General features: G+C 66.2%; 16 protein-coding genes and 1 tRNA gene. 5 read left to right on the top strand and 12 right to left on the bottom strand.

Translation table 11 applies throughout. The features are described 5' to 3' along the window. The first annotated feature begins 222 nt into the window (after positions 1–222). From LQ564_RS23300 to LQ564_RS23290, 3 genes are all read left to right on the top strand, one after another. Positions 223–1,392: an efflux RND transporter periplasmic adaptor subunit gene (locus tag LQ564_RS23300; protein WP_231060507.1), complete on the top strand. Its 1,170-nt coding sequence runs from the start codon at positions 223–225 to the stop codon at positions 1,390–1,392. A 12-nt stretch (positions 1,393–1,404) separates the two neighbouring features. After that, on the top strand, positions 1,405–4,620 hold the full coding sequence (locus LQ564_RS23295) for an efflux RND transporter permease subunit (RefSeq protein ID WP_231060506.1): 3,216 nt from the start codon (positions 1,405–1,407) through the stop codon (positions 4,618–4,620). Between the two features lie 179 nt (positions 4,621–4,799). Beyond that, the gene (locus LQ564_RS23290; RefSeq protein WP_231060505.1) at positions 4,800–9,023 is read left to right on the top strand and encodes an ATP-binding protein; all 4,224 of its coding nucleotides are present in this window, start codon (positions 4,800–4,802) and stop codon (positions 9,021–9,023) included. 221 nt (positions 9,024–9,244) lie between these two features. Here the strand turns inward: LQ564_RS23290 and LQ564_RS23285 are convergent, their stop codons facing one another. From LQ564_RS23285 to LQ564_RS23270, 4 genes are all read right to left on the bottom strand, one after another. After that, positions 9,245–9,649, bottom strand: a complete 405-nt coding sequence (locus LQ564_RS23285; RefSeq protein ID WP_231060504.1) for a hypothetical protein — start codon at positions 9,647–9,649, stop codon at positions 9,245–9,247. A gap of 299 nt (positions 9,650–9,948) precedes the next feature. Beyond that, a complete protein-coding gene (locus LQ564_RS23280; protein ID WP_231060503.1) occupies positions 9,949–10,935 on the bottom strand; it encodes an NAD(P)H-hydrate dehydratase in 987 nt (328 codons plus the stop codon). Positions 10,936–10,955: 20 nt separating this feature from the next. Further along, positions 10,956–11,717, bottom strand: coding sequence for a histidine phosphatase family protein (locus tag LQ564_RS23275; protein ID WP_231060502.1), 762 nt, complete (start codon positions 11,715–11,717; stop codon positions 10,956–10,958). A 166-nt stretch (positions 11,718–11,883) separates the two neighbouring features. Further along, positions 11,884–13,284, bottom strand: coding sequence for an L-cystine transporter (locus LQ564_RS23270; protein WP_231060501.1), 1,401 nt, complete (start codon positions 13,282–13,284; stop codon positions 11,884–11,886). 254 nt (positions 13,285–13,538) lie between these two features. On the opposite strand from LQ564_RS23270, the gene LQ564_RS23265 reads away from it, so the two are divergent. Continuing rightward, positions 13,539–15,296, top strand: a complete 1,758-nt coding sequence (locus tag LQ564_RS23265; protein WP_231060500.1) for a methyl-accepting chemotaxis protein — start codon at positions 13,539–13,541, stop codon at positions 15,294–15,296. A gap of 81 nt (positions 15,297–15,377) precedes the next feature. Here LQ564_RS23265 and LQ564_RS23260 read toward each other — a convergent pair whose 3' ends face one another. After that, positions 15,378–15,554: a hypothetical protein gene (locus LQ564_RS23260; RefSeq protein WP_231060499.1), complete on the bottom strand. Its 177-nt coding sequence runs from the start codon at positions 15,552–15,554 to the stop codon at positions 15,378–15,380. Positions 15,555–16,132: 578 nt separating this feature from the next. On the opposite strand from LQ564_RS23260, the gene LQ564_RS23255 reads away from it, so the two are divergent. Continuing rightward, positions 16,133–16,555, top strand: a complete 423-nt coding sequence (locus LQ564_RS23255) for a hypothetical protein (RefSeq protein WP_231060498.1) — start codon at positions 16,133–16,135, stop codon at positions 16,553–16,555. 90 nt (positions 16,556–16,645) lie between these two features. Here LQ564_RS23255 and LQ564_RS23250 read toward each other — a convergent pair. The 7 genes from LQ564_RS23250 to tolQ all read right to left on the bottom strand — a co-directional run bounded on the left by LQ564_RS23250 (position 16,646) and on the right by tolQ (position 21,636). After that, positions 16,646–16,721, bottom strand: a tRNA-Lys gene (locus tag LQ564_RS23250). A 63-nt stretch (positions 16,722–16,784) separates the two neighbouring features. Next, the gene (gene ybgF, locus LQ564_RS23245) at positions 16,785–17,540 is read right to left on the bottom strand and encodes a tol-pal system protein YbgF (RefSeq protein WP_231060497.1); all 756 of its coding nucleotides are present in this window, start codon (positions 17,538–17,540) and stop codon (positions 16,785–16,787) included. 125 nt (positions 17,541–17,665) lie between these two features. After that, positions 17,666–18,193 (bottom strand): peptidoglycan-associated lipoprotein Pal, encoded by a 528-nt coding sequence (gene pal, locus LQ564_RS23240; protein WP_231060496.1) that lies wholly within the window; start codon positions 18,191–18,193, stop codon positions 17,666–17,668. Positions 18,194–18,229: 36 nt separating this feature from the next. Then, a complete protein-coding gene (gene tolB, locus LQ564_RS23235; protein WP_231060495.1) occupies positions 18,230–19,495 on the bottom strand; it encodes a Tol-Pal system beta propeller repeat protein TolB in 1,266 nt (421 codons plus the stop codon). 31 nt (positions 19,496–19,526) lie between these two features. Then, entirely contained in the window at positions 19,527–20,486 is a 960-nt protein-coding gene (gene tolA, locus LQ564_RS23230; protein WP_231060494.1) for a cell envelope integrity protein TolA, read from the bottom strand. A 16-nt stretch (positions 20,487–20,502) separates the two neighbouring features. Then, positions 20,503–20,937: a biopolymer transporter ExbD gene (locus LQ564_RS23225; RefSeq protein WP_231060493.1), complete on the bottom strand. Its 435-nt coding sequence runs from the start codon at positions 20,935–20,937 to the stop codon at positions 20,503–20,505. Between the two features lie 15 nt (positions 20,938–20,952). Next, positions 20,953–21,636 (bottom strand): protein TolQ, encoded by a 684-nt coding sequence (gene tolQ, locus LQ564_RS23220; protein WP_231060492.1) that lies wholly within the window; start codon positions 21,634–21,636, stop codon positions 20,953–20,955. Positions 21,637–21,667 lie beyond the last annotated feature (31 nt).

The following is a 21,667-nucleotide window of genomic DNA, read 5'->3' as shown; positions in this document are numbered from 1 at the left end:
ACAAGCCGGACGTCCGCCCCGTCCGCAAGCTGTCCGGAATCGGACGCATTTCATCCATTCCGAATGCAGTTCGTCGCCCCATACCGCATTTCATCCCTCGATTTCCGCAGTATGCAGAGTCGTCAATTGACGCTCCCAGGGCACTCCTGAATACTGCGCGCTGGCTGTTCATATCTGCGTCTTTTACAAGAACTACACTGAGTCCATTCTCTGGAGAACCACATGCTGCGCAAAACACTACTCGTCCTTGCCATCGCCACGGCGCTCGCCGCCTGCAGCAAGGAGCCTGCCAAGCCGGGCGCCGATGGGGCAAAGGCCACCGCCAAGGCCGACGCGAAGGACAAGCGCCCGACGCAGCTGCAGGTCGCGCCGGAAGACGTGCTGACCATCCAGAGCGATACGCTCACCAGCGGCCCGGTGGTGACCGGTTCGATCCAGCCGGAGCGCAAGGCCGACCTGCGCGCCGAAGTCTCGGCCGTGGTGCTGCAGGTGCTGAAAGAGAATGGCGACCCGGTCAAGCGCGGCGACGTGCTGGCGCGCCTGGATGAAACCGCGATCCGCGACACCGTTTCGTCTGCCGACGAAGCCGTGCGCGCCGCCAGCCAGGCGCTGGACCAGGCCAACCGCCAGCTCGAGCGCATGAAGACCCTGCGCGCCTCCGGCATGACCTCGGCCGTCGGCCTGGACGAAGCCGAAGTGCGCCGCAACTCGCTGCAGAGCGAATTGTCGGCCGCGAAAAGCCGCGCCGCCACCGCGCGCCAGCAGCTGAACCGGACCGTGGTGCGCGCGCCCTTCGACGGCATCGTCTCGGAGCGCAAGGTCTCGGCCGGCGACACCGCCACCATCGGCAAGGAACTGGTCAAGGTCATCGATCCGAACAGCATGCGCTTCCAGGGCCGCGTCTCGGCCGACTCGATCGCCTCGGTCCGGATCGGCCAGAAAGTGAACTTCCGCGTGAACGGCTATGGCGACCAGCAGTTCGCCGGCGTCATCAAGCGCATCGACCCGGCCGCCAACGCCGTCACCCGCCAGGTCGAAGTCGTGATCGAATTCGCCGACAAGGCCCAGCCGAAAGTGGCCGGCCTGTACGCCGAAGGCCGCGTCGACGCCGCCTCGACCGACGCCCTGATGCTGCCCGAAGCCGCGCTGGTGAAAGCCGGAGACAAGGCCTATACCTGGCGCATCAAGGACAAGAAATTGAGCAAGGTCGACCTGGTGGTCGGCGCGCGCGACCCGCGCACCGGCAACGTCGAGATCAAGCAGGGCCTGGCCCAGGGCGACGTCGTGCTGCGTTCCCCGACCTCGAACCTGAAGGATGGCCAGACGGTCGAAATGGCGACCGCGCGTGTCGCCAGCGCCGCCACCGGCGCCAGCGCCGTGCAGGGCAAATAAGGAAAAACAACCATGTTCCTGTCCAATTTTAGTGTGAAGAAGCCCGTCGCCACGATCGTGCTGATCGTCGCGATGATGGCGATGGGCCTGCTGGCCCTGTCCAAGCTGAAGGTCAACCAGAACCCGGACGTCGAATTGCCGATGATTTCGGTCGACATCCCCTACCCGGGCGCCTCGCCCGAGACGGCCGAGCGCGAGATCACCAACCGCATCGAGAAGCAATTGCTGGCGGTGCAGGGCGTGACCGAAGTCAACTCGAATTCCTACGAAGGCGGCGTCTCGCTCTGGATGGAGTTCGACTTCGACCGCAACCTGATCGAAGCGTCGGATGACGTGCGCAACGCGATCGCCGCGGTGCGCTACAAGCTGCCGGTCGAGATGCGCGAGCCGATCCTGCGCCGCATCGACACCTCGGCCGAGCCGGTGATGCAGCTGGCCCTGTCGTCCAGCAAGCAGAGCCATGCGGATATTTCCCGCTACGCCGAGGACGTGCTGGCCGACCGCTTCCGCGCCATCGAAGGCGCCTCCACCGTCACGGTGAATGGCGCCCTGCGCCGTGAACTGTCGGTGCTGCTGCGCGCCGAGAAGCTGCGCGAATTCGGCGTCTCGGTGTCGGACGTGTCGAACGCCCTGCGCACCCAGAACACCAATGCGCCGGTGGGCAAGCTGCGCAGCGAACTGGACGAGAAGGGCATCCGCCTGGTCGGCCGCATCGAGCGTCCGGAAGATTTCTCGCAGGTCGTGGTCAAGCGTAACGGCGACCAGATCGTGCGCCTGAACCAGGTCGCCGAGATCAAGGACGGCTACGCCGACATCAACAGTCTCTCGATGCGCAGCGGCAAGCCGAACGTCGGCATCATGATTTCCCGCGCCCGCGACGCTTCGACCGTGTCGCTGGCCAAGAAGGTCCACAAGGTGGTTGAGGAAGTCAACAAGGAACTGCCTGAAGGCACCAAGCTGGAAGTCACCCGCGACGGCGGCGAAGACGCCCAGAGCAGCCTGAACAACGTGATCGAAGCGCTGGTGCTGGGCGCCATCCTGACCATCTTCGTCGTGTACGCCTTCCTGAATTCCTGGCGCTCGACCCTGATCACCGCGCTGTCGCTGCCGACCTCGGTGCTGGCCGCCTTCATCGCAGTCTGGCTGTGCGGCTTCACCCTGAACTTCATGACCCTGCTCGGCCTGTCGCTGGCGATCGGCGTGCTGATCGACGATGCGATCGTGGTGCGGGAAAACATCGTGCGCCACATGGAAATGGGTTCCGACCGCCGCACCGCGGCGCTGGAAGGCACCGCCGAGATCGGCATGGCGGTGGCCGCGACCACCTTCTCGATCATGGCCGTGTTCATCCCGGTCGCCTTCATGCCCGGCATCTCGGGCGAGTGGTTCGGCCCGTTCGCGCTCACGGTGACGTGCTCGGTGATCGTGTCGCTGTTCATTTCCTTCACGCTCGACCCGATGCTGTCGGCCTACTGGGGCGACCCGCCGGGCCACCACAGCGCCCCGAAGAAGGGTCTCGGTAAAATGCTGGACCGCTTCAACCACTGGTTCGACCACCAGGCCGACCGCTACGGCCGCGTGATCGCCTGGGCGCTGCACCACCGCATCTGGATGGCCGTGCTCGCCGTGCTCAGCTTCGTTGTCGCGATCGGCCTGCACATGGCGTTCGGCGGATCGAGCTTCCTGCCGAAGGCCGACAACGGCGCCATCATGGTCGAGATCCGCGTGCCGGCTTCGTCGAGCGTGGAGTATTCGCGCCGCAAGGTGGAAGCGGCGGCCGAGCTGGCGCGCCAGATCAAGGAAACCAAGGACACCAATTCCAACGTCAACCTGAGCGGCGGCCGCGTCTATGTCGACATCGGCAAGCGCCGTTCGCGTGACCGCACCGCGGCCGAAGTCGCTGCCGAGCTGCGCGACAAGGTCAGCCGCCTGGTGGGCGCCGAGTACACCGTGATCGACGACCTGAGCGGCGGCGGCAAGCCCGTGCAGGTGCAGTTCACCGGTCCGGATTCGCGCAAACTGATGGAACTGACCACCGCCTACATGGACAAGCTGCGCGAAGTGCCGGGCGCGGTCGACGTCACCCTGTCGGAGCAGGATCCGAAGAACGAGCTGCAGATCGTGCTCGACCGCGGCCTGGCCAACGCCATGGGCATCTCGATCAACGACGCCGCCCAGTCGCTGCGCGTGGCCTTCGCCGGCATCGAAGTGGGCGACTGGGTCGACCCGAGCAACGAGACCCGCGACGTCGCCGTGCGCCTGCACCCGGACGACCGCGTCAGCACCGAAAGCATCGAGCGCCTGCCGATTTCGGTCAGCGGCACCGGCATGATGGTGCCGCTCGAGCAGATCGCCACCATCACCATGGGCAAGGGTCCGGCCGGCATCCGCCACCGCGACGGCGAGCGCATGATCACGGTGTCGGCGAATGCCCAGGGCCGTTCGGCGGGCGAAGTGACGTCCGACGCCATGAAGCTGGCCAAGACCTTCGACTTCCCGCCGGGCTATGGCCTGAAGCTGGGCGGCGCTGGCCAGGACCAGCAGGAAGTGTTCACCGCGATGGGCATCTCGCTGCTGTCGGGCATTGGCCTGATGTACCTGATCCTGGTGATGCAGTTCGGTTCCTTCACGGCGCCGCTGGGCGTGATGCTGTCGCTGCCGCTGTCGCTGATCGGCGTGGTGCTGGCGCTGCTGCTGACCAAGAACACCCTCAACCTGATGAGCCTGATCGGCGTCATCATGCTGATGGGCCTGGTGGCGAAGAATGCGATCCTGCTGCTGGATGCGGCGCGTGAGCTGGAGAAGGAGGGCGTGGACCGCGAGGAAGCGCTGATGGCGGCCGGCCGCAAGCGCCTGCGTCCGATCCTGATGACGACCTTCGCGCTGATCGCCGGCATGCTGCCGGTGGCGCTGGCCCTGGGCGACTCGGGCGAGTTCTACCAGCCGCTGGCGATCGCCATCATCGGCGGGACGATCACCTCGACCTTCCTGACCCTGCTGGTGGTGCCGACCTTCTACGACAGCATCGAGATCGCCCGCGACCGCATGTTCGCGAAGTTCAACCGCCGCGCCGAGCGCTACAACGTGGCGCTGGCCTTCCTGATGACCTTCGTCGAAGCGATCCTGACGATCATCCTGGTGCGCTTCGTGTTCCGCATGGTCGTGCTGCTGCTCGGCTTCGCCACCGGCCGCCGTCGTGGCGGCAAGGGCAAGGCAGTGCCGGTCTGAGCGGAGGGGCCGCGGCCCCGCTTGCAAGTTCGAACGGCCAGCTGACGCTGGCCGTTTTTCTTTATGGAAATGCCGATCGTTGCATATGCACGATAATTTGCCGGATTTGAGGCGGATAGCATGCGTTTCCCATACAATACGGCTGGGTCAATTCCCGTTCGTCAACATCTCATTCCTTCATGCCCCATTCCCGCCACCTTCCCGCCGCCCCTGCATCCGACCTGAACTGGCTCTCCGGCGGCGGCGAGATGGGCGCCCTGATCCGCTCGATGGACTGGTCCGCCACGCCGCTGGGGCCGCTCGACACCTGGCCGCAGAGCCTGCGCACCACGGTCAGCCTGTGCCTGTCCTCGACCTTCCCGATCCTGGTGTGCTGGGGCGAGAACGACATCCAGATCTACAACGACGCCTACCGTCCGATCTGCGGCGACCTGCACCCGGCCTCGATGGGCGGGGCCTTCAAGGAAGTCTGGGCCAGCGCGCTGCCGGTGGTCGGCGCCGCTTTTGACCCCGCCCACGAGGGCGAGGGCGTGTACATCAAGGACCAGCGCATGTTCCTCGACCGCTACGGCTATCTCGAGGAAGCTTTCATGACCTTCTCGTTCTCGCCGATCCGCGACGAGTCGGGCGAGGTCGGCGGTGTGTTCCACCCGATCACCGAAACCACCGGCCTGGTGCTGAGCGCGCGCCGCACCCAGTGCCTGCGCGACTTGACGGCAAGCCTGGCCGACGCCCGCACCATGGACGAGATCGGGCGCGACCTGGAATTCCACGGCGAGCAGATGGGCCTGGACGTTCCCTATACGCTGTTTTACCAGGCCACGGAAGAGGGCGAGCTGGTGCTGCGCGGCCGCGCCGGCATCGGCGCCGACAGCGCACTGGCGCCGGCCCGCGTGGCCCTGGGCGATGCGTCCTGGCCCTTTGCCGCGGTGGCGGCCAGTGGCCAGGCGCAGCCGGTGACCGGCCTCGCCGGCCGTATCGGCGCCGGCTGTTGCGGACCGTATGAAGAGCAGCCGGATGCGGCGGTGGTGCTGCCGATCCTGCTGCCCGGGCAGCCGGAGGCCTTCGGCTACCTGGTGGCCGGCGTCAGCGCGCGGCGCGCGCTGGATGCGGCCTACCTGGATTTCTACGACCGCCTGGGCGCGGCGGTGGCCACCGCGGCCGGCAACGTGCTCGCTTACGAGCTTGAGCAGCAACGCGCCGAGGAACTGGCGCGCATCGACCGCGCCAAGACCGCCTTCTTCTCCAATGTCTCGCACGAGTTCCGCACCCCGCTGACCCTGATCCTGGGGCCGCTCGACGACGCCCTGAACGACACCGCGGAGGCGCTCGGCCCGCAGCAGCGGCGCCGCCTCGACCTCACGCACCGCAACGCGCTGCGCCTGCTCAAGCTGGTCAACTCGCTGCTCGACTTCTCGCGCATCGAAGCGGGCCGGGTGCAGGCCAGCTACGCGCCGGCCGACCTGGCGCGCCTGACACTCGACCTGGCCGGCGTGTTCGAGTCGACCATGGCCAAGGGCGGCCTGTCCTATGAGGTGGAAGCCGAGGACCTGGGCGAGCCGGTCTGGGTCGACCGCGACATGTGGGAAAAGATCGTCTTCAACCTGCTGTCGAACGCTTTCAAGTTCACCCTCGAGGGCGGTGTCACGGTGCGCCTCGAACGGGTCGGCGACATGGCCCGCCTGACGGTGTGCGACACTGGCTCCGGCATCCCGGAAAGCGAGCTGCCGCGCGTGTTCGAGCGCTTCCACCGGGTCGAGGGCGCAACCGGGCGCAGCTACGAGGGCACCGGCATCGGCCTGGCCCTGATCCAGGAACTGGTTCGCCTGCACGGCGGCAGCATCGCGGTCAGCAGCACCGTGGGCGAGGGCACCCGTTTCGAGGTCAGGCTGCCCTTCGGCCACGCCCATCTGCCGCTGGAACGCATCGCCGCCGGGGACGAGGACTCGGCGGCGCCGGCCACGCGCACCGGCGCCGCTTTCGTCGAGGAAGCGCTGCGCTGGCTGCCGGAGGCCGGCGAGGCGCCTGCGGCGCCGCAGCCGGTGCCGGCCCAAGCCTCGGCGCCGGCGCTCCCGCCGCTCGCCGACCGGCGCGCGCCGCGTCCGCGCATCCTGGTCGCGGACGACAACAACGACATGCGCGCTTACCTGAAAAGCCTGCTCGAGCCGCATGCCGACGTCACCGTCTGCGCCGACGGCGCGGCGGCCTTGGCGCTGATCGAACAGAACGTGCCCGACCTGCTGCTCACCGACGTCATGATGCCGGTGCTGGACGGCTTCGGCCTGCTGGCGCGGATCCGCGCCGACGAGGCGCTGCGCGGCCTGCCGGTGATGCTGCTGTCGGCGCGCGCGGGCGAAGAGGCCAAGGTCGAGGGCCTGCAGGCCGGCGCCGACGACTACATGGTCAAGCCTTTCGCCGCGGGCGAGCTGCTGGCGCGGGTGCGCAGCCAACTGGCGCAGGCCGATGAACGGCGCCGCCAGGCCCTGGAGGCGGTCTCGCGCGAGCAGTACTTCCGCGCCCTGGTCGACGCCTCGCCGGTGATGCTGTGGACCACCGACGCCGACGAGCAGTGCACCTACCTGAGCCAGCGCTGGTACGACTTCACCGGCCGCCGGCCGGAGCAGGACCTGGGCCGCGGCTGGCTCGAGAACGTCCACCCCGACGACCTGGAACGCACCGTGCGCGCCTACCTGGAGGCGGCCGAGGCGCGCTCCCCGGTGGCGCTCGACTTCCGCCTGCGCCGCCACGACGGCAGCTACCGTTGGGTGATCGACAACGGCCTGCCGCGCGTCGACGAACAGGGCCGGCATGCCGGATACGTCGGCACCGTGATCGACGTGCACGAGCGGCGCCTGCTGCAGGAGCGCTTCGAGGGCGTGGCGCGCGCCGGCGACATCGGGGTCTGGTACGCCGATGCGCCGTTCAAGCGCTTCCAGCTCAACGTCGAGATGGCGCGCCACCTGGGCGTGGGGAGCAGCGGCCATGCGGACATCCGGGAACTGCTGGGGGCGATCGAGCCCGCCGACCGGGCGCGGGTGGAGGACAGCATGCGCCGCGCACTGGCCGAGGGCAGCGGCCTGGACGTCGAATTCCGCACCGGCCCCGCGCACGGCGGGCGCTGGCTGCGCGCAATCGGCTGGTACGCCAGGGGCGAAGCGCGCGACGGTCACGGGCAGCGCTTCGACGGCGTCACCCTCGACGTCGGCACCCACAAGGAGGCCGAGCAGGAACTGCGCCGCCTGGCCGAGGAGCTGCGCGAAAAGAACCGCCAGCAGAGCGACTTCCTGTCGACGCTCGCCCACGAGCTGCGCAATCCGCTGGCGCCGATCCGCGCCGGCATCGAGCTGATGCAGGCCGGCGGCACGGCGGCCCGCCAGCGCGACGTGCAAGGCATGATGCGGCGCCAGGTCGAGCACATGGTGCGCCTGGTCGACGACCTGCTCGACATGGCGCGCCTGTCCGAAGGCAAGGTCACGCTGCGCCTGGAAGCGGTGCGGCTGGACGCGGTGGTGGACGAGGCCGTCGCCATGTGCATGCCGCTGGTAACGGCGCGCGGCCACCGCCTGGCGCTGCGCCTGCCGCCCGCGCCGCTGACCCTGGTGGCCGACCGCCACCGCCTGGCCCAGGTGCTCAGCAACCTGGTCAACAACGCGGCCAAGTACACGCCGCACGGCGGCGACATCACGGTCGAGGCGCGGCTGGAGGCGGGCGAGCTGCGCATCGACGTGGCCGACACCGGCATCGGCATCGCGCCCGAGGTGCTGCCGACCGTGTTCGACATGTACGCGCAGGGCAGCGCCAGCGAGGCGATGGGCGACGGCGGCCTGGGCGTGGGCCTGAACCTGGTCCAGCGCCTGGTCGGGCTGCACGGCGGCCGGGTGGCGGCGGCCAGCGCCGGCGAAGGGCAGGGCAGTTGCTTCACGGTCTGGCTGCCACTGCCGGATGCGGCGCCCGCGCTTGAGCCCGCGCCGCTGCCCGCCCTGGACGCGCAGCGCGATACGCCCGCACAGGGGCTGCGCGTGCTGGTCGTCGACGACAACCACGACGCCGCCGACATCCTCGCCTCGCTGCTCGAGATCGGCGGCCACACGGTGCAGGTCGCGCACGACGCCGCCGGCGCGCTGGCCGCCGTCCGCCGCGAAGCGCCGCAGGTGGTGTTCCTCGACATCGGCCTGCCTGACATGAGCGGCCACGACGCCGCGCGCCTGCTGCGCCGGGCCGAGGGCATGGGCGCGGCGATGCTGGTCGCCCTGACCGGCTGGGGCGCCGAGGAAGACCGCCGCAAGTCGCGCGAGGCGGGCTTCGACCACCATCTCACCAAGCCGGCGGAGTTCGACGCGGTGGAGCGCCTGCTCGCGGAAGCGCAAGCGCGCGCACTGGCGATGGCCAGCTCCCGAGAATAGCCGCGCACCGTACGGATCCTGGTGGGCAAGCTGTCCGACTGGCTGCGCGCGCGAATGGCCGCGGATCATACGTGCCACCAAAAACAAAAGCCAGCACGAAGGCTGGCAATCGCTGCATCCCGGACGGAATGCGAGAGTACTGCGGCGGGAAGCCGTCTTCCGGCCGGGCTGGAAGTCCCGGAGCCCGCGTGACGGGCTCCGTTTCTTGCCATGCGGACGGCTTATTGGCCGGTGGTGCCGGTACCGGTGGTGCCGGTGGTGCCCGAGGTGCCAGAGGTGCCGGTGCCGGTGGTGCCGGTGGTACCGGTGCCGGTGGTGCCGGTTGCGCCCGTGCCCATGGTGCCGGTAGCTGCCGGATCGGTGGTGGTGGTGCCGGTCGGCGGGGTGGTGGTGGCCGGATCGGTCATGGTGCCGGTGGTGCCGGTGGTGCCGGTGCCGGTCGCGCCGGTGCCGGTGTCACCCGTGGTGCCGGTGGCGCCCGAGGTGCTGCTCGGGGTGGTCGCCGAGGTGTCCGGCGTGGTGGTCGTGGTGTCGGTCGCCGGCTCGTTCTTGCGGCAGGCGCCCAGCAGGGAGGCCAACACGGCAGCAGTCAGCAGGATTTTCGGTGCTTTGGTCAGTGCGTTCATTGTTTAAACTCCTCGTTTCACGTCTATCTTGTGCCACAGGTTCCAGTGAGGCGGTGGAATGCCCGTGACGCCAGGGTTAGGTCCTCCGAGGGTTCGTAAACCCAGCAGTGGAACCATCAGGGAACCGACGCAATACGCGGCCCCGGTTCGGTACATGAATCAGGCGAACCTTGGACCGTCATCCGGCCGGCCAGTTCACAAGATTCAGTTACCGCGTACTCCTTTCCGCTCTATGACTATGTGCAAAATTCTCCTTTTTTCACACCCTCGCCGTTGCGGAAATCGCTGAGAAACAGGTACTACACACCCATTCCCCAACCCACCGGCGCAGGCCGGATGGTTTCCTGCTCGCCGGCACGTTCGCCGGCGATGTGTTCCAAAAGCGCTGGAATCTCCTGGGAGATTTCGCGCGCCAGATAGCCGAGTGCGCCCATCCGTTGGGCCAGCCGTTCGCCGGAGCGCGCATGCAGCGCCACGCCCCAGCACGCGGCCTGGTCGAGCGCGGCGCCGCGCGCTGCGAGACCGGCGATGACGCCTGCCAGCACGTCTCCCGAACCGGAGATCGCGAGGCCCACATTGCCGCCCTCATGCTGATACAACGTTCCATCCGGCGTTGCGATGACAGTGCGCGCGCCTTTCAGTACGACCACCGCATTCCAGGCCTGCGCCGCATCCAGCGCGCACGGGTCGGGCTCGGCGCAGATGGCGTCCTTGCCGACGCCGGTCAGGTGCGCCATCTCGCCCGCGTGCGGGGTCAGGATCACCGGGCGCTCGAAACGCCAGGCGCGGTCTTGCGGCCAATCGGCCGGCGGGTGCAGCAGGGCGCCCATGGCGCAGGCGTCCAGCACCACGGTGGATCCCGCGGCCTCGAAGCGCGGCAGCAGCGCGTGCACCAGCTCGGCGGTCAGCGGCTCGTCGCGCATGCCGGGCCCGATCAGGATGGCATCCACGCGCTCGGCCAGGGGGTCGAGCGCCGCCACGGCGTCGAGCGTGATGCCGGCGCTGTCATGTTCCTGCAGCCCGATCACGCGCGCCTCGGGCATGGCCAGCGCCACCAGCTGGGCCACGCTCTGCCCGGTGGCGATGGTCAGCTTGCCGGCGCCCGCACGCAGCGCCGCGGTGGCCGCCAGGATGATGGCGCCCGGCATCTCGCACGAGCCGCCCAGCACCAGCACGTGGCCGCGGATTTCCTTGTCGCCCTCGACGGCCGGCATCGGCACCGCCCAGCTGCGCAGCAGAGCGGTATCGACGTCGTGCACGGCGGTGGCGCGGGTTGGCGTGTCCATGGTGTCGGTGGCGTACTCGGTTAGGCCTTGGGCGCGGCGGGCAGGTCCTTGCTCGCGGTGACCGGCGTGCCGGTCGCTTCGAGCGGCGCCACGAAGTTCACCAGGCGCAGCGCCAGGTGCCCGCCCTTGCCGAGGCTGGGGTCGAATTCGTAGGAGGTGACCGAGCAGTTCGGCACGTCGCCGGCGCGGTCGAACTCGAGGATGGTTTTCTCGCTGAGGCGTTCGAACAGGTAGCGGAAGCAATTGACCGTGACTTGATGTGCGACGATCAGCACGCGCTCGCCGCAGTACTCGCGGGTGAGGGTATCGATCACGTTGCGCAGGCGCAGGATCACGTCGCACCAGCTCTCGCCGCCGGGCGGGCGGAAGTAGAACTTGCCGACGTGCTGGCGCTGTTCGTACAGCTCGGGATGATAGTGGGCGATGCCGTGGGTGGTGAGGCGGTCGAGGATGCCGAATTCCTTCTCGCGCAGGCGCTCGTCGGATTCGACCACGAGGCGCGAGCGGTCCAGGCGCTGCATCATGATGTTGGCGGTTTCAAAAGCGCGCACGTAGGGCGAGTGCAGGACCACGGTCGGCTGCAGTTCCGGCGGCAGCGCCGCGAACCAGGAGCCGAGCGCCTGCGCTTGCCGTTCGCCGAGTTCCGACAGCGGCACGTCGACGTCGCGGTCGGCGATGTCGATGCGGTGTCCGGCGGCTGCTTCCGCCAGATCGCGTGCGACATTGCCTGCGCTCTGTCCGTGCCTGACCAGCCAGACTTCCTGCGGCCACTTTTGTTCCATCACCAGTCCGTCGTCGATGTTGACATGGCGTCATCATAGACGGATTCCGCAGCCGCAAAGCGCACGATTGCGGCCCTTCCGGACCGGCTCGCCATAGCGTCGGAAGGGTCTTACAAGCCCACGTTTTTCTCTTCCATTTAGTGGAAGTTCCCGCGTGGGAGGGCGCTTACACGGCGCGTTCTTCGGCATCCAGGTTGATCTCGGCGTCGCTCTCGAATACCCGCATGTCCTGCTGGCCGAGCACGCGGCCGGTAACGGTGCCGGCGGCGATCGAGCCGCTCACGTTGAGCGCGGTGCGGCCCATGTCGATCAGTGGCTCGACCGAGATCAGGAGGCCCGCCAGCGCCACCGGCAAGTCCATCGCCGACAGCACGATCAGCGCCGCGAAGGTGGCGCCCCCGCCGACCCCGGCCACGCCGATCGAGCCGAAGGCGATGATCGCCAGCAGCGGCAGCAGGAAGGACGCCGTCATCGGATCGATGCCGACGGTTGGCGCGATCATCACCGCCAGCATCGCCGGATAGATGCCGGCGCAGCCGTTCTGGCCGATGGTGGCGCCGAAGGAGGCGGCGAAGTTGGCGATGCCTTCCGGCGTGCCCAGGCGCGCGGTCTGGGTCGCCACGCTCATCGGAATGCTGCCGGCGCTGGTGCGCGAGGTGAAGGCGAAGGCCAGCACCGGGAAGATTTTCTTCGCATAGCGCAAGGGGTTCAAGCCGCTGCCGGTCACCATCAGCAAGTGCACGCAGAACATCAGCGCCAGTGCGCAATAGGAGGCGGCGACGAAGCTGGCCAGGCCGAGGATGTCCTGCAGGCTCGAGCTCGACACCACCATCGCCATCAGGGCGAACACACCGAACGGCGTCAGGCGCAGCACCAGGGTCACCATGCGCATGATGATGACGTGGGCCACGTGCACGAAACCGCTGAAGGACTCGAACACTTCCGGCTTCTTGCCGGCGATGCCGGTGGCCGAGATGCCGATGAAGATCGAGAACACCACCACCGCGATGGTCGAGGTCTTGCGCGCCCCCGTCATGTCGAGGAAGGGATTGGCCGGAATAAAGGAGAGGATCATGCTCGGCAGCGAGATTTCCTTGGCCGTCGCCAGATTGCCCTGCAGGTATTCACCGCGCGCCACTTCCGCGGCCGAGGCGGTGAGGCCCACGGCGGTGAGACCGAAGACCTTGGCCATCAGGATGCCGATCGCTGCGGCGATGACCGTGGTGACGAGCAGGATGCCGATGGTCAGGGTGCTGATGGCGCCGAGCGAGGAGGCATTGCGCAGCTTGAGGATGGCCTGCACGATCGAGACCATGATCAGGGGAATGACAATCATCTGCAGTAGCTTCACGTAGCCGCTGCCGAGCACGTCGAGCCAGGCATTGGTGGAGACGACCGCGGGCGCGCCGGCGCCGTAGAAGGCCTGCATCGCCGCACCCAGCACCACGCCCACGCCGAGGCCGGTGAAGACGCGCTTGGTGAAGGAGACGTGGTTCGCCTGCAAGCGGTAGAGCAGCACGCAGACGGCCAGGGCGACGGCCAGGTTGAGTATCACGGGGAGATTCATTGGAGCCTTTTCTTAGCAGCTCATGCGCTGCGGAAATCAATGAGACATTTTATAGGCAAACCGGCATCGCCGTGGATGGTGGGTTTGGCATATGAACATGCCAAAAATGTATTGGAAAATATCGGCGTGCTAATGCTTTGTGGCAATTGAACGACGCCAGCTTATGGCCGGGCGCAATCCTGCTGGTCAATCCGCCCCATGCGTGACAAGCTTGATCAAGATGTTTGTTTCCAGCCATTCTTATAAGAGCCTTCATGTTCAAGCACATCACCATCAAGACGCGGCTGATCTTCGTGATCGCCTTCCTCGCAGCTGAACTCATCATCGGCGCCACCGTCGGCATCGTCAATCTCGGCACCGCCAATGCGGAGCTGAAGAACCTGTACGACAATCGCCTGGTCGCGCTTGGCCAGATCAGCCGTGTGGTGCAACTGATCACGACCAACCAGATGAATGTGGCCAAAGCCGTCAGCGCAACCGATGCGGCGCAGCGCGACGCGCTGCTGGCGGAAGTCGACAGCAATATCGGCGTCGTGACGACGACCTGGAAAGCCTACGAGGCCACCGAGCTCACCGCCGAGGAAGCAGCGCTGGCGTCCAAGTTCGTCGAAGCGCGCAAGGCCTTCCTGGAGAAGGGCCTGAACCCGGCGCTTGCCGCCGTGCGTGCCGGCGACACCGCGCGCGCCGTCGAACTGCTCACGGGCGAGATGTCGCGCCTGTTCCAGCCAGTCAGTAGCCTCGGCAACCAGCTGATCGACCTGCAGAACCGCGTGGCGAAAGCCGACTACGAGCACTCGCAGTCGACCTATGAGCTGGTGCGCCTGGTCTGCCTGGCGGGCCTGGCCTTCGGCCTGGTGATGGCAGCCCTGGTCGGCTGGCTGCTGGTGCGCGCCATCGTGCGTCCGATCGAGCGCGCCGTGGAAATCGCCGGCGAGGTAGCGAGCGGCGACCTGACCCAGAAGATCGAGGTCGACTCGCGCGACGAGACCGGCCGCCTGCTGCAGGCGCTGAAGGACATGAATGCGTCGCTGGTCAAGATCGTCACGCAAGTGCGCGGTGGCACCGACACCATCGCTACCGCCTCCGGCGAGATCGCAGCGGGCAACCTCGACCTGTCGAGCCGCACCGAGCAGCAGGCCGGTTCGCTGGAAGAGACCGCCTCGTCGATGGAAGAACTGACCTCGACCGTCAAGCAGAACGCCGACAACGCGCGCCAGGCCAATGTGCTGGCGGCCTCGGCCCAGCAAGTGGCGGGCAAGGGCGGCGAAGTGGTGGAGCAGGTGGTCAAGACCATGGGCGCCATCAACAGCTCGGCGACCCGGATCGTCGACATCATCGCCGTCATCGACGGCATCGCCTTCCAGACCAATATCCTGGCGCTGAACGCGGCGGTGGAAGCCGCCCGCGCCGGCGAGCAGGGCCGCGGCTTCGCAGTGGTGGCGGGCGAGGTGCGCAACCTGGCCCAGCGTTCGGCCGCGGCAGCCAAGGAAATCAAGGAGCTGATCGACGACTCGGTCGAGAAAGTGCACCACGGCTCGGAACTGGTGGACCAGGCCGGCGCCACCATGGCCGAGATCGTCCAGAGCGTGGGCCGGGTGACCGACATCATCAGCGAGATCAGCGCCGCCAGCCAGGAACAGACCGCCGGCATCGAGCAGATCAACAGCGCCGTGACCCAGATGGACCAAGTGACGCAGCAGAACGCGGCGCTGGTCGAGGAAGCCTCGGCGGCAGCCCAGGCGCTGCAGGAAGAAGCGCGCGCGCTGGCGCAGGCGGTGGGCACTTTCCGTCTCGACGTTTCTGGCGCCCCGGCAGTGCCGGCGGCCGTCGCCAAGCTGGCCAAGCCGCAGGCGCGCATCGCCACAAGCCCGGCAGCCAAGCCTGCTGCAAAGAAGGCCGTAAAGCCAGCCACCAAAGCTGCGCAGTCAGCATCCTCGGCAGCGAAAGGCCAGGCACGCGGCGCCAAGCAGGCGCAGCCGGTCGATGCGACGGAAGGGTGGGAAGAGTTCTGACGCTACGTAGCGTCATGAAAAAGGGCGCGGCGCTGGAAGGCGCCGCGCCCTTTTTTGCGCCCCGGGGATGGGGCGGCGAACTTATTCGAAGGCGATGACCAGGGCGGCCAGGCCGAGGCACAGGCCGAGCGCGACGCTGACGCGCTGGCGCAGGCGGTTCGACACGATGCTCTTGGCAAATGTACGTTTCGGCGCCGACGGCGTGCTGCGGTCGACGGTGGCCGAATGGATGGTCGGATGCGAATGCTCGGTATTCATGAAAAGTCTCCTTGTTGCCGTCTCCATTGGAGACAGGCGTCCTATGGTCGATGCTCGTGAGAGCGGAATTCTGAATGGGGCTCGGCGGGGCCTGTGAATGGCTCGCCGAGCTCAGGCAAGCCGGACGGATGGGAAGCTGGGATCGCACTGCGGGATCGCCGCGCAGTGCCTGCGTGCGATGGGGAAGTGCGGAAGAGTTGTTCTGGACATGCTGTCTATGTACCCAAGCTTCGACTTCAATGATCCGCCAATGTTGCGCAAGCCTGCTCGGCTCATGCATGATGACTTGCACGGGACGTTATTCATTTTACATGCTGGGACGGTGCGCACAAGGCCGCACACGTTTCCTTACATTTCAATGGATTGCCGTGAGACAACGTATTACATCAATATCTCGCCCGGGCGGAAGAATGTCAAGTAACCCGCGCTCAACGTAGGTGGAAACCAACAGTATCGCCGCCCATGACCTCGCTGGATGGATGCGGAACTTGCAGACATGGTGACGCGTCCTAGCTGATAGCCCCGGCGCCGGCATGACCGGCATCGGTCATCTCCAGTCTGTTTCGCGAGGAACGATCATGCGTATCCACTCCCTGGCACTGTCTGCCACCCTGGTGTTATCGGCGGCCCCCGCTGCCGCCCAATCCGGTGCGTCCGACTATCCCGCCACCGGCCAGTCCGCCGTGTCCAGCGTGCAGGTCACCGCGCCACCGCGCGGCGGACGCGTGCTCGACGCCGATCCGGACGCGGTCAGCGGCCAGTACCGGCTGTCGAATGGCTGGCGGCTGCAGGTGGAACCCGGCTACAGCGGCATCTGGACCCGCATCGATCGCCAGCGGCCGATGCGCTTGTCCGCGGTCTCGGACGATACCTATGTGTCGCACGACGGCAAGGTCCTGATGCGCTTTGACTTGAAGAATGACGAGATGCTGATGCGCTATGTGCCGCAGTCGCGCTTGGCGGAAGTCATCGAGGTGAGGGCGACGCTGGCGCGGCGCTGATGCGCGGCATTTGCGCCGTAGCGAGCACAACCGTAACCCTGCAAAGCAAAAAGCCCACGAACCGAAATTCGTGGGCTTCCTGTGTATTCGTGGTAGGCCGTGCGGGATTCGAACCTGCGACCAACGGATTAAAAGTCCGCTGCTCTACCAGCTGAGCTAACGACCCGAAAGAAGCGAGATTATAGGGGGAGACAGCGATGCTGTCAAATCCCCATCACGCAAGCCAGGCTTACTTGAGCGAGGCCAGGCGGTCCTTGGCCGTCTTGGCGGCGCTCGACTCCGGGTATTTGGAGACCAGCTGCTGCAGCGCCTTCTTGGCGTTCTTGCTGTCCTTCAGCAGGGCGTAGCTGCTGGCGATGTTCAGCATGGCGTCCGGCACCTTGGCGCTCTCGCCGTAGGTGGAGGTGACGACTTCCTGGGCAGCGATCGCCTTCTTGTAGTCGCCCAGCGCGTACCAGGCGTTGCCGAGCCAGTACTGGGCGTTCGAGGCGTAGGCCGAATCCGGATAGCGCCGCACGAATTCCTGCAGCGCGGTGGCGGCGCCCTTGTAGTCGCCGGACTGGAACAGCGCGGTGGCGTTCTCATAGGTGGTCTTTTCCGCCGGCAGCACTTGGGCGGTCTGGCCGTCCACGGTTTCCTCGCGCGGCTCGAGCTTCTTGATGCGCGAATCGAGGTCGGCGTAGAGCTGCTTCTGGCCTTCCTGGGCGCGGCTGATCTGGTTGGCCAGGACTTCGATCTGGCCGCGCAGGCGCGCGATTTCCTGCATGGTCTGTTCGTGCTGGTTCAGCATGTCGAGCTGGACGGTCTTGTCCGACTTGGTCTCGATGCGGGCGTTCAGGTCGCGGGCGATGGCGTCGACCTTGGCGCGCAGGTCGAGGATGGCCTTGCGGGCTTCGTCGTCGTCGAGCAGGCCGGCGTGAGCCTGCAGCGGCAGCCAGGCTGCCAGGACCAGGCAGGCGAGACGGGACGGGGACAGTTTCATCATGGCAGTCAATCTTTCCGGTTGCAGAGTAAAAACGGGGCGGATGCAGTCTGACTGCCATCCGCCCCGCTGTCAATGCGCCCACGCTTAAGGCGCATCAGCCGACTTAAGGTTTAGCCAATGAACTATTATTGGTAGACGATGTCGGCACGACGGTTTTCAGCCCAGGCGGCTTCGTCGCTGCCGGTGGCTTTCGGCTTTTCTTCGCCCAGCGAGACGGCTTCCATCTGGTTGTCCGACACGCCCAGGGCGCCCATGGCGCGACGGACGGCTTCGGCACGCTTCTGGCCCAGGGCCAGGTTGTACTCGGTGCCGCCGCGTTCGTCGGTGTTACCTTGGATCAGGATCTTGCGACCGGTGTTCTTGGTCAGGTAGCCCGAGTGGTTGGCGACGACCGGCTTGCCGTCTTCGCGCACGACGAAGCTGTCGTAGTCGAAGTAGACGCTGCGGTTGGCCAGCACGCCTTTCGGATCGTTCAGCGGATCGACGCTGCCGGTCTCGACTGGACGGACTTCACGGGTGTCCGGCTGTGCCGGCGGAGCTGCTTCCGGGGTCGGGGTCTTTTCGACGACCGGGGTTTCCTGCAGCTTGGTCGACGAGCAGGCGGTCAGCAGGGCGGCCGAAGCGATGAGGGCGAGTTTCTGGAAGTTGCGCACGGTTTTTCTCCTTGTCTATTAAAAGTTTTTACTTCTTTACTTCATGAAGGGACCCCAGCTGGGCTCCCGAATGTTTCCCGCATTGGTGCTCAAGCGCTGCTTGACCCGTCCATCTACCGATACCACGGCGAGCGAGGCACGCCCGCCGCCCTTGATCGCATACATGATGTACTTGCCGTTAGGCGAAAAACTCGGTTCGGTGGCCCCATCGGCCAGGCGCAGTTCCTGGCCGCTCGCCAGGTCCATCGCATAAAGGGAGAAACCGCCGTTGCGCTGGGAAATCCAGGCCAGGGTCTTGCCGTCGGAAGACACGCGCGGGCTGATGTTGTAATTGCCGTTGAAGGTCAGGCGGGTGGCGTTGCCGCCCGCGACACTCATCTTGTAGATCTGCGGGCCGCCGCTGCGGTCGCTCATGAAATAGATGCTCTGGCCGTCGCTGGAAAACTGCGGCTCGCTGTCGATGGCCGGATTGTTGGTCAGGCGGCGGTGGCCGCTGCCGTCCGGACGCACGGTATAGATTTCGGTGTTGCCGTCCTTCGACAGGGCTACGGCCAGCAGGCTCCCGTCCGGCGACCACGACGGCGCCGAGTTGTTGCCCTTGACGTTAGAGATCACGTTGCGGCGGCCGGTCATCAGGTCTTGCAGGTAGACCACCGGTTTGCGGTCTTCCATTGAGACGTAGGCGACCTTGGTGCCGTCCGGCGACCAGGCAGGCGAGATGATCGGCTCGCGACCGCGCGCGGCCACCACTTCGTTCTCGCCGTCGGCATCCGACACCACCAGGCTGTAGTTGCGGCCGGCCTTGTCTTCCTTCACATAGGCGATGCGGGTCGAAAAGATGCCGCGCACGCCGGTCAGTTTTTCGTAGACGTCGTCGGCGATGCGGTGCGCCTGCAGGCGGGTGTATTTCGGCTGGACTTCGCCGCCCAGCTGCGAGATGGCGGCGCCCTTGACCGTGTCGTGCAATTTGTAGCGGACCGCGATGCGGCCGTCGGCCTGGCGCGCCACGCTGCCGACCACCAGGGCGTCGGCGCCCTTGGCCTTGAAGGCGGCGAGATCGATGCTGGCGCTGTCGCTGATGACCTGGCCGGCGTCGATGACCTTGAATACGCCACTGCGCTCGAGGTCGGCGCGGATGATGGCGGAGATCTGCGCTGGCGCGATCGATTCGTCGGCAAAGGCCGCGACCGCGACCGGGATCTGGTTGCTGCCGACACCGGCGATCTCGACCTTGATCTGGGCATTGGTCGCCGTGCCCATCAGGAGGGTGGCGCTGAACAGCAGGTAATGGAGTTTTTTCATAATCTGTCTTGAACCGTATCCATCGAATGAATCAGTCGTAATCCTTCATCGAGAAATTGACGTCGAGCGTGCGTTCCACCGTGCCGTCCTTTTTCTTGGGCAGCGGCGATGCCTTTTTAATACCATTTTCCACTGCTCTGTCAAACTCAGGCACACCGCTGCTTTTTACCAGGCGCACCGACATGATTTCGCCGGTCGGAAGCTGCTCGACCTTGAAGATCGCCTTCGGGTTGCCGGGCATCGTCGTGCTGCCGCCGTAGGCGGTATTGCTCTTGATCGCGGCGGTGATCGCGGCGACGTAGCCCGAGTCTGCTTTCGGCGCGGTCGACTTGGCGGCGGTGCCGGTGCTGCCCATGGCGCCGGCGATGCGCTTGAGTTCGTCCTGGCGGAATTTTTCAAGCTTGGCCGCTTCGGCCTTGGCTGCTTTCTCTGCCTTTTCCTTCGCTGCCTTTTCGGCGGCAAGTTTCTCCGCCTTCTTTCTGTCGGCTTCTTTTTTCGCTTCTTCCTTCTTGGCGAGCTCCTTCTTGCGCTCGTCGTCCTCTTTCTTCTTCTGCTCGGCAAGTTCCTTCTTGCGTTGCTCCGCTTCGCGCGCTTCCTCTTCCTTGCGCAGGCGTTCCTTCTTCTCGGCCTCTTCGCGTTTCGCCAGTTCCTTGCGCTCTTTCTCGCGCTGCAGATTGATGTCCGGCGGCGTCGGCGCAGGACGCTCGACCGGCGGCGGCTCGACCGGACGCGGCGGCGGAGCAGGCTCCGGTTCCGGCTGCGGCTCGGGTTCCGGCGCGGGCGGCGGCGGCAATTCCGGCGCGGCGGCGGTCTGCACCGACATGTCCCATACCTCGGCCTCGACCGCGACCGGCTCGCTGGTCTGCCAGCTGATGCCGAACCACAGGAAGCCCAGCAGCACGGCGTGCACGGCCACCGCCAGCATGAATGCGGGCAGGCGGCTCGGTTCTGGCGGCACGCGGTAGGGCGCGCCGGCGGTGACAGGCTTCATTGCTGACATAAATTGCTTACTTGGTCGCGAGACCGACCCGGTTGATGCCCATCTTCTTCGCTTCGGAGATCAGATTGATCACGTCCTCGTACTTGCTCTCGCGGTCGCCCTCGATCAGGACCGGGTAATCCGGATTCTCTTCATGCAGGGCGCGCAGGCGCTCGAGCAGGGCGGTGCGGTCGGCCACGTCTTCCATGGCGATCTTCTGCTTGCCGCCGACGCCGATCGATAGCTGCTTGTCCGGCTGGACCGCGACGCGGATATAGGTGTCCGGCGGTAGCGCCGATTTTTCGGCGCTCGGCAGGTTCACCGCGCTCGGCGCCTCGTTGGCCGGCACCGCCATGAAGATGATGAGCAGCACCAGCATCACGTCGATGTACGGGACAACGTTGATCTCGGACTTGAATTTGCGTTTGCGTCCGCCGCGCAGGCTGCTGCTGGAAAAAGCCATCGGGATCTTTCCTCCTTAACGCGCCTGGCGCTGCAGGATGTTCGAGAATTCTTCGACGAAGCTCTCGAAGCGGATCGCCAGGCGGTCGATGTCGTGGGTGAAGCGGTTGTACGCGACCACCGCCGGAATCGCGGCGAACAGGCCGATCGCGGTGGCGATCAGCGCTTCGGCGATGCCGGGCGCGACCACAGCAAGGGTCGCCTGCTGGACATTGGCCAGGCCACGGAAGGCGTTCATGATGCCCCACACGGTGCCGAGCAGGCCGATGTAAGGCGAGACCGAGCCGACCGAGGCCAGGAAGTTCAGGTGCAGGTCGAGGGCGTCGAGTTCGCGCTGGAAGGAAGCGCGCATGGCGCGGCGCGAACCGTCCAGCACCGGGCCCATGTCGTTGACGTCGCGCGCCGCCTGCTTGCCCTTGATGAATTCACCCATGCCGGCTTCGAAGATGCGGGCCAGCGGGCCGCTCTGGTCGCGCTGGGCGCTGGCGCTCTGGTGCAGGGTGTGCAGGTTGCCGCCGGCCCAGAAGCTGCGTTCGAACTGCTCCGTCTGGCTACGGGCGGCGCGCAGGGCGAAGACCTTGCGGAAGATGTAGGTCCAGCTCACGATCGACAGGATCAGCAGCAAGGCCATGATCAGCTGCACCAGGATGTGCGCGTTGCTGATCAGGTGAATGAACGAAAGGTCTTGGGATGCGGTCATCGGGTCTGGTCTGTTGTCTGATTGTTTAGAT

The sequence above is a fragment of the Massilia phyllostachyos genome (assembly GCF_021044825.1).
In the GTDB taxonomy this organism is placed as follows: domain Bacteria; phylum Pseudomonadota; class Gammaproteobacteria; order Burkholderiales; family Burkholderiaceae_D; genus Telluria; species Telluria phyllostachyos.
Note: the sequence above shows the minus strand (reverse complement) of the source record. Positions and strands in the feature narration are given on the sequence as shown.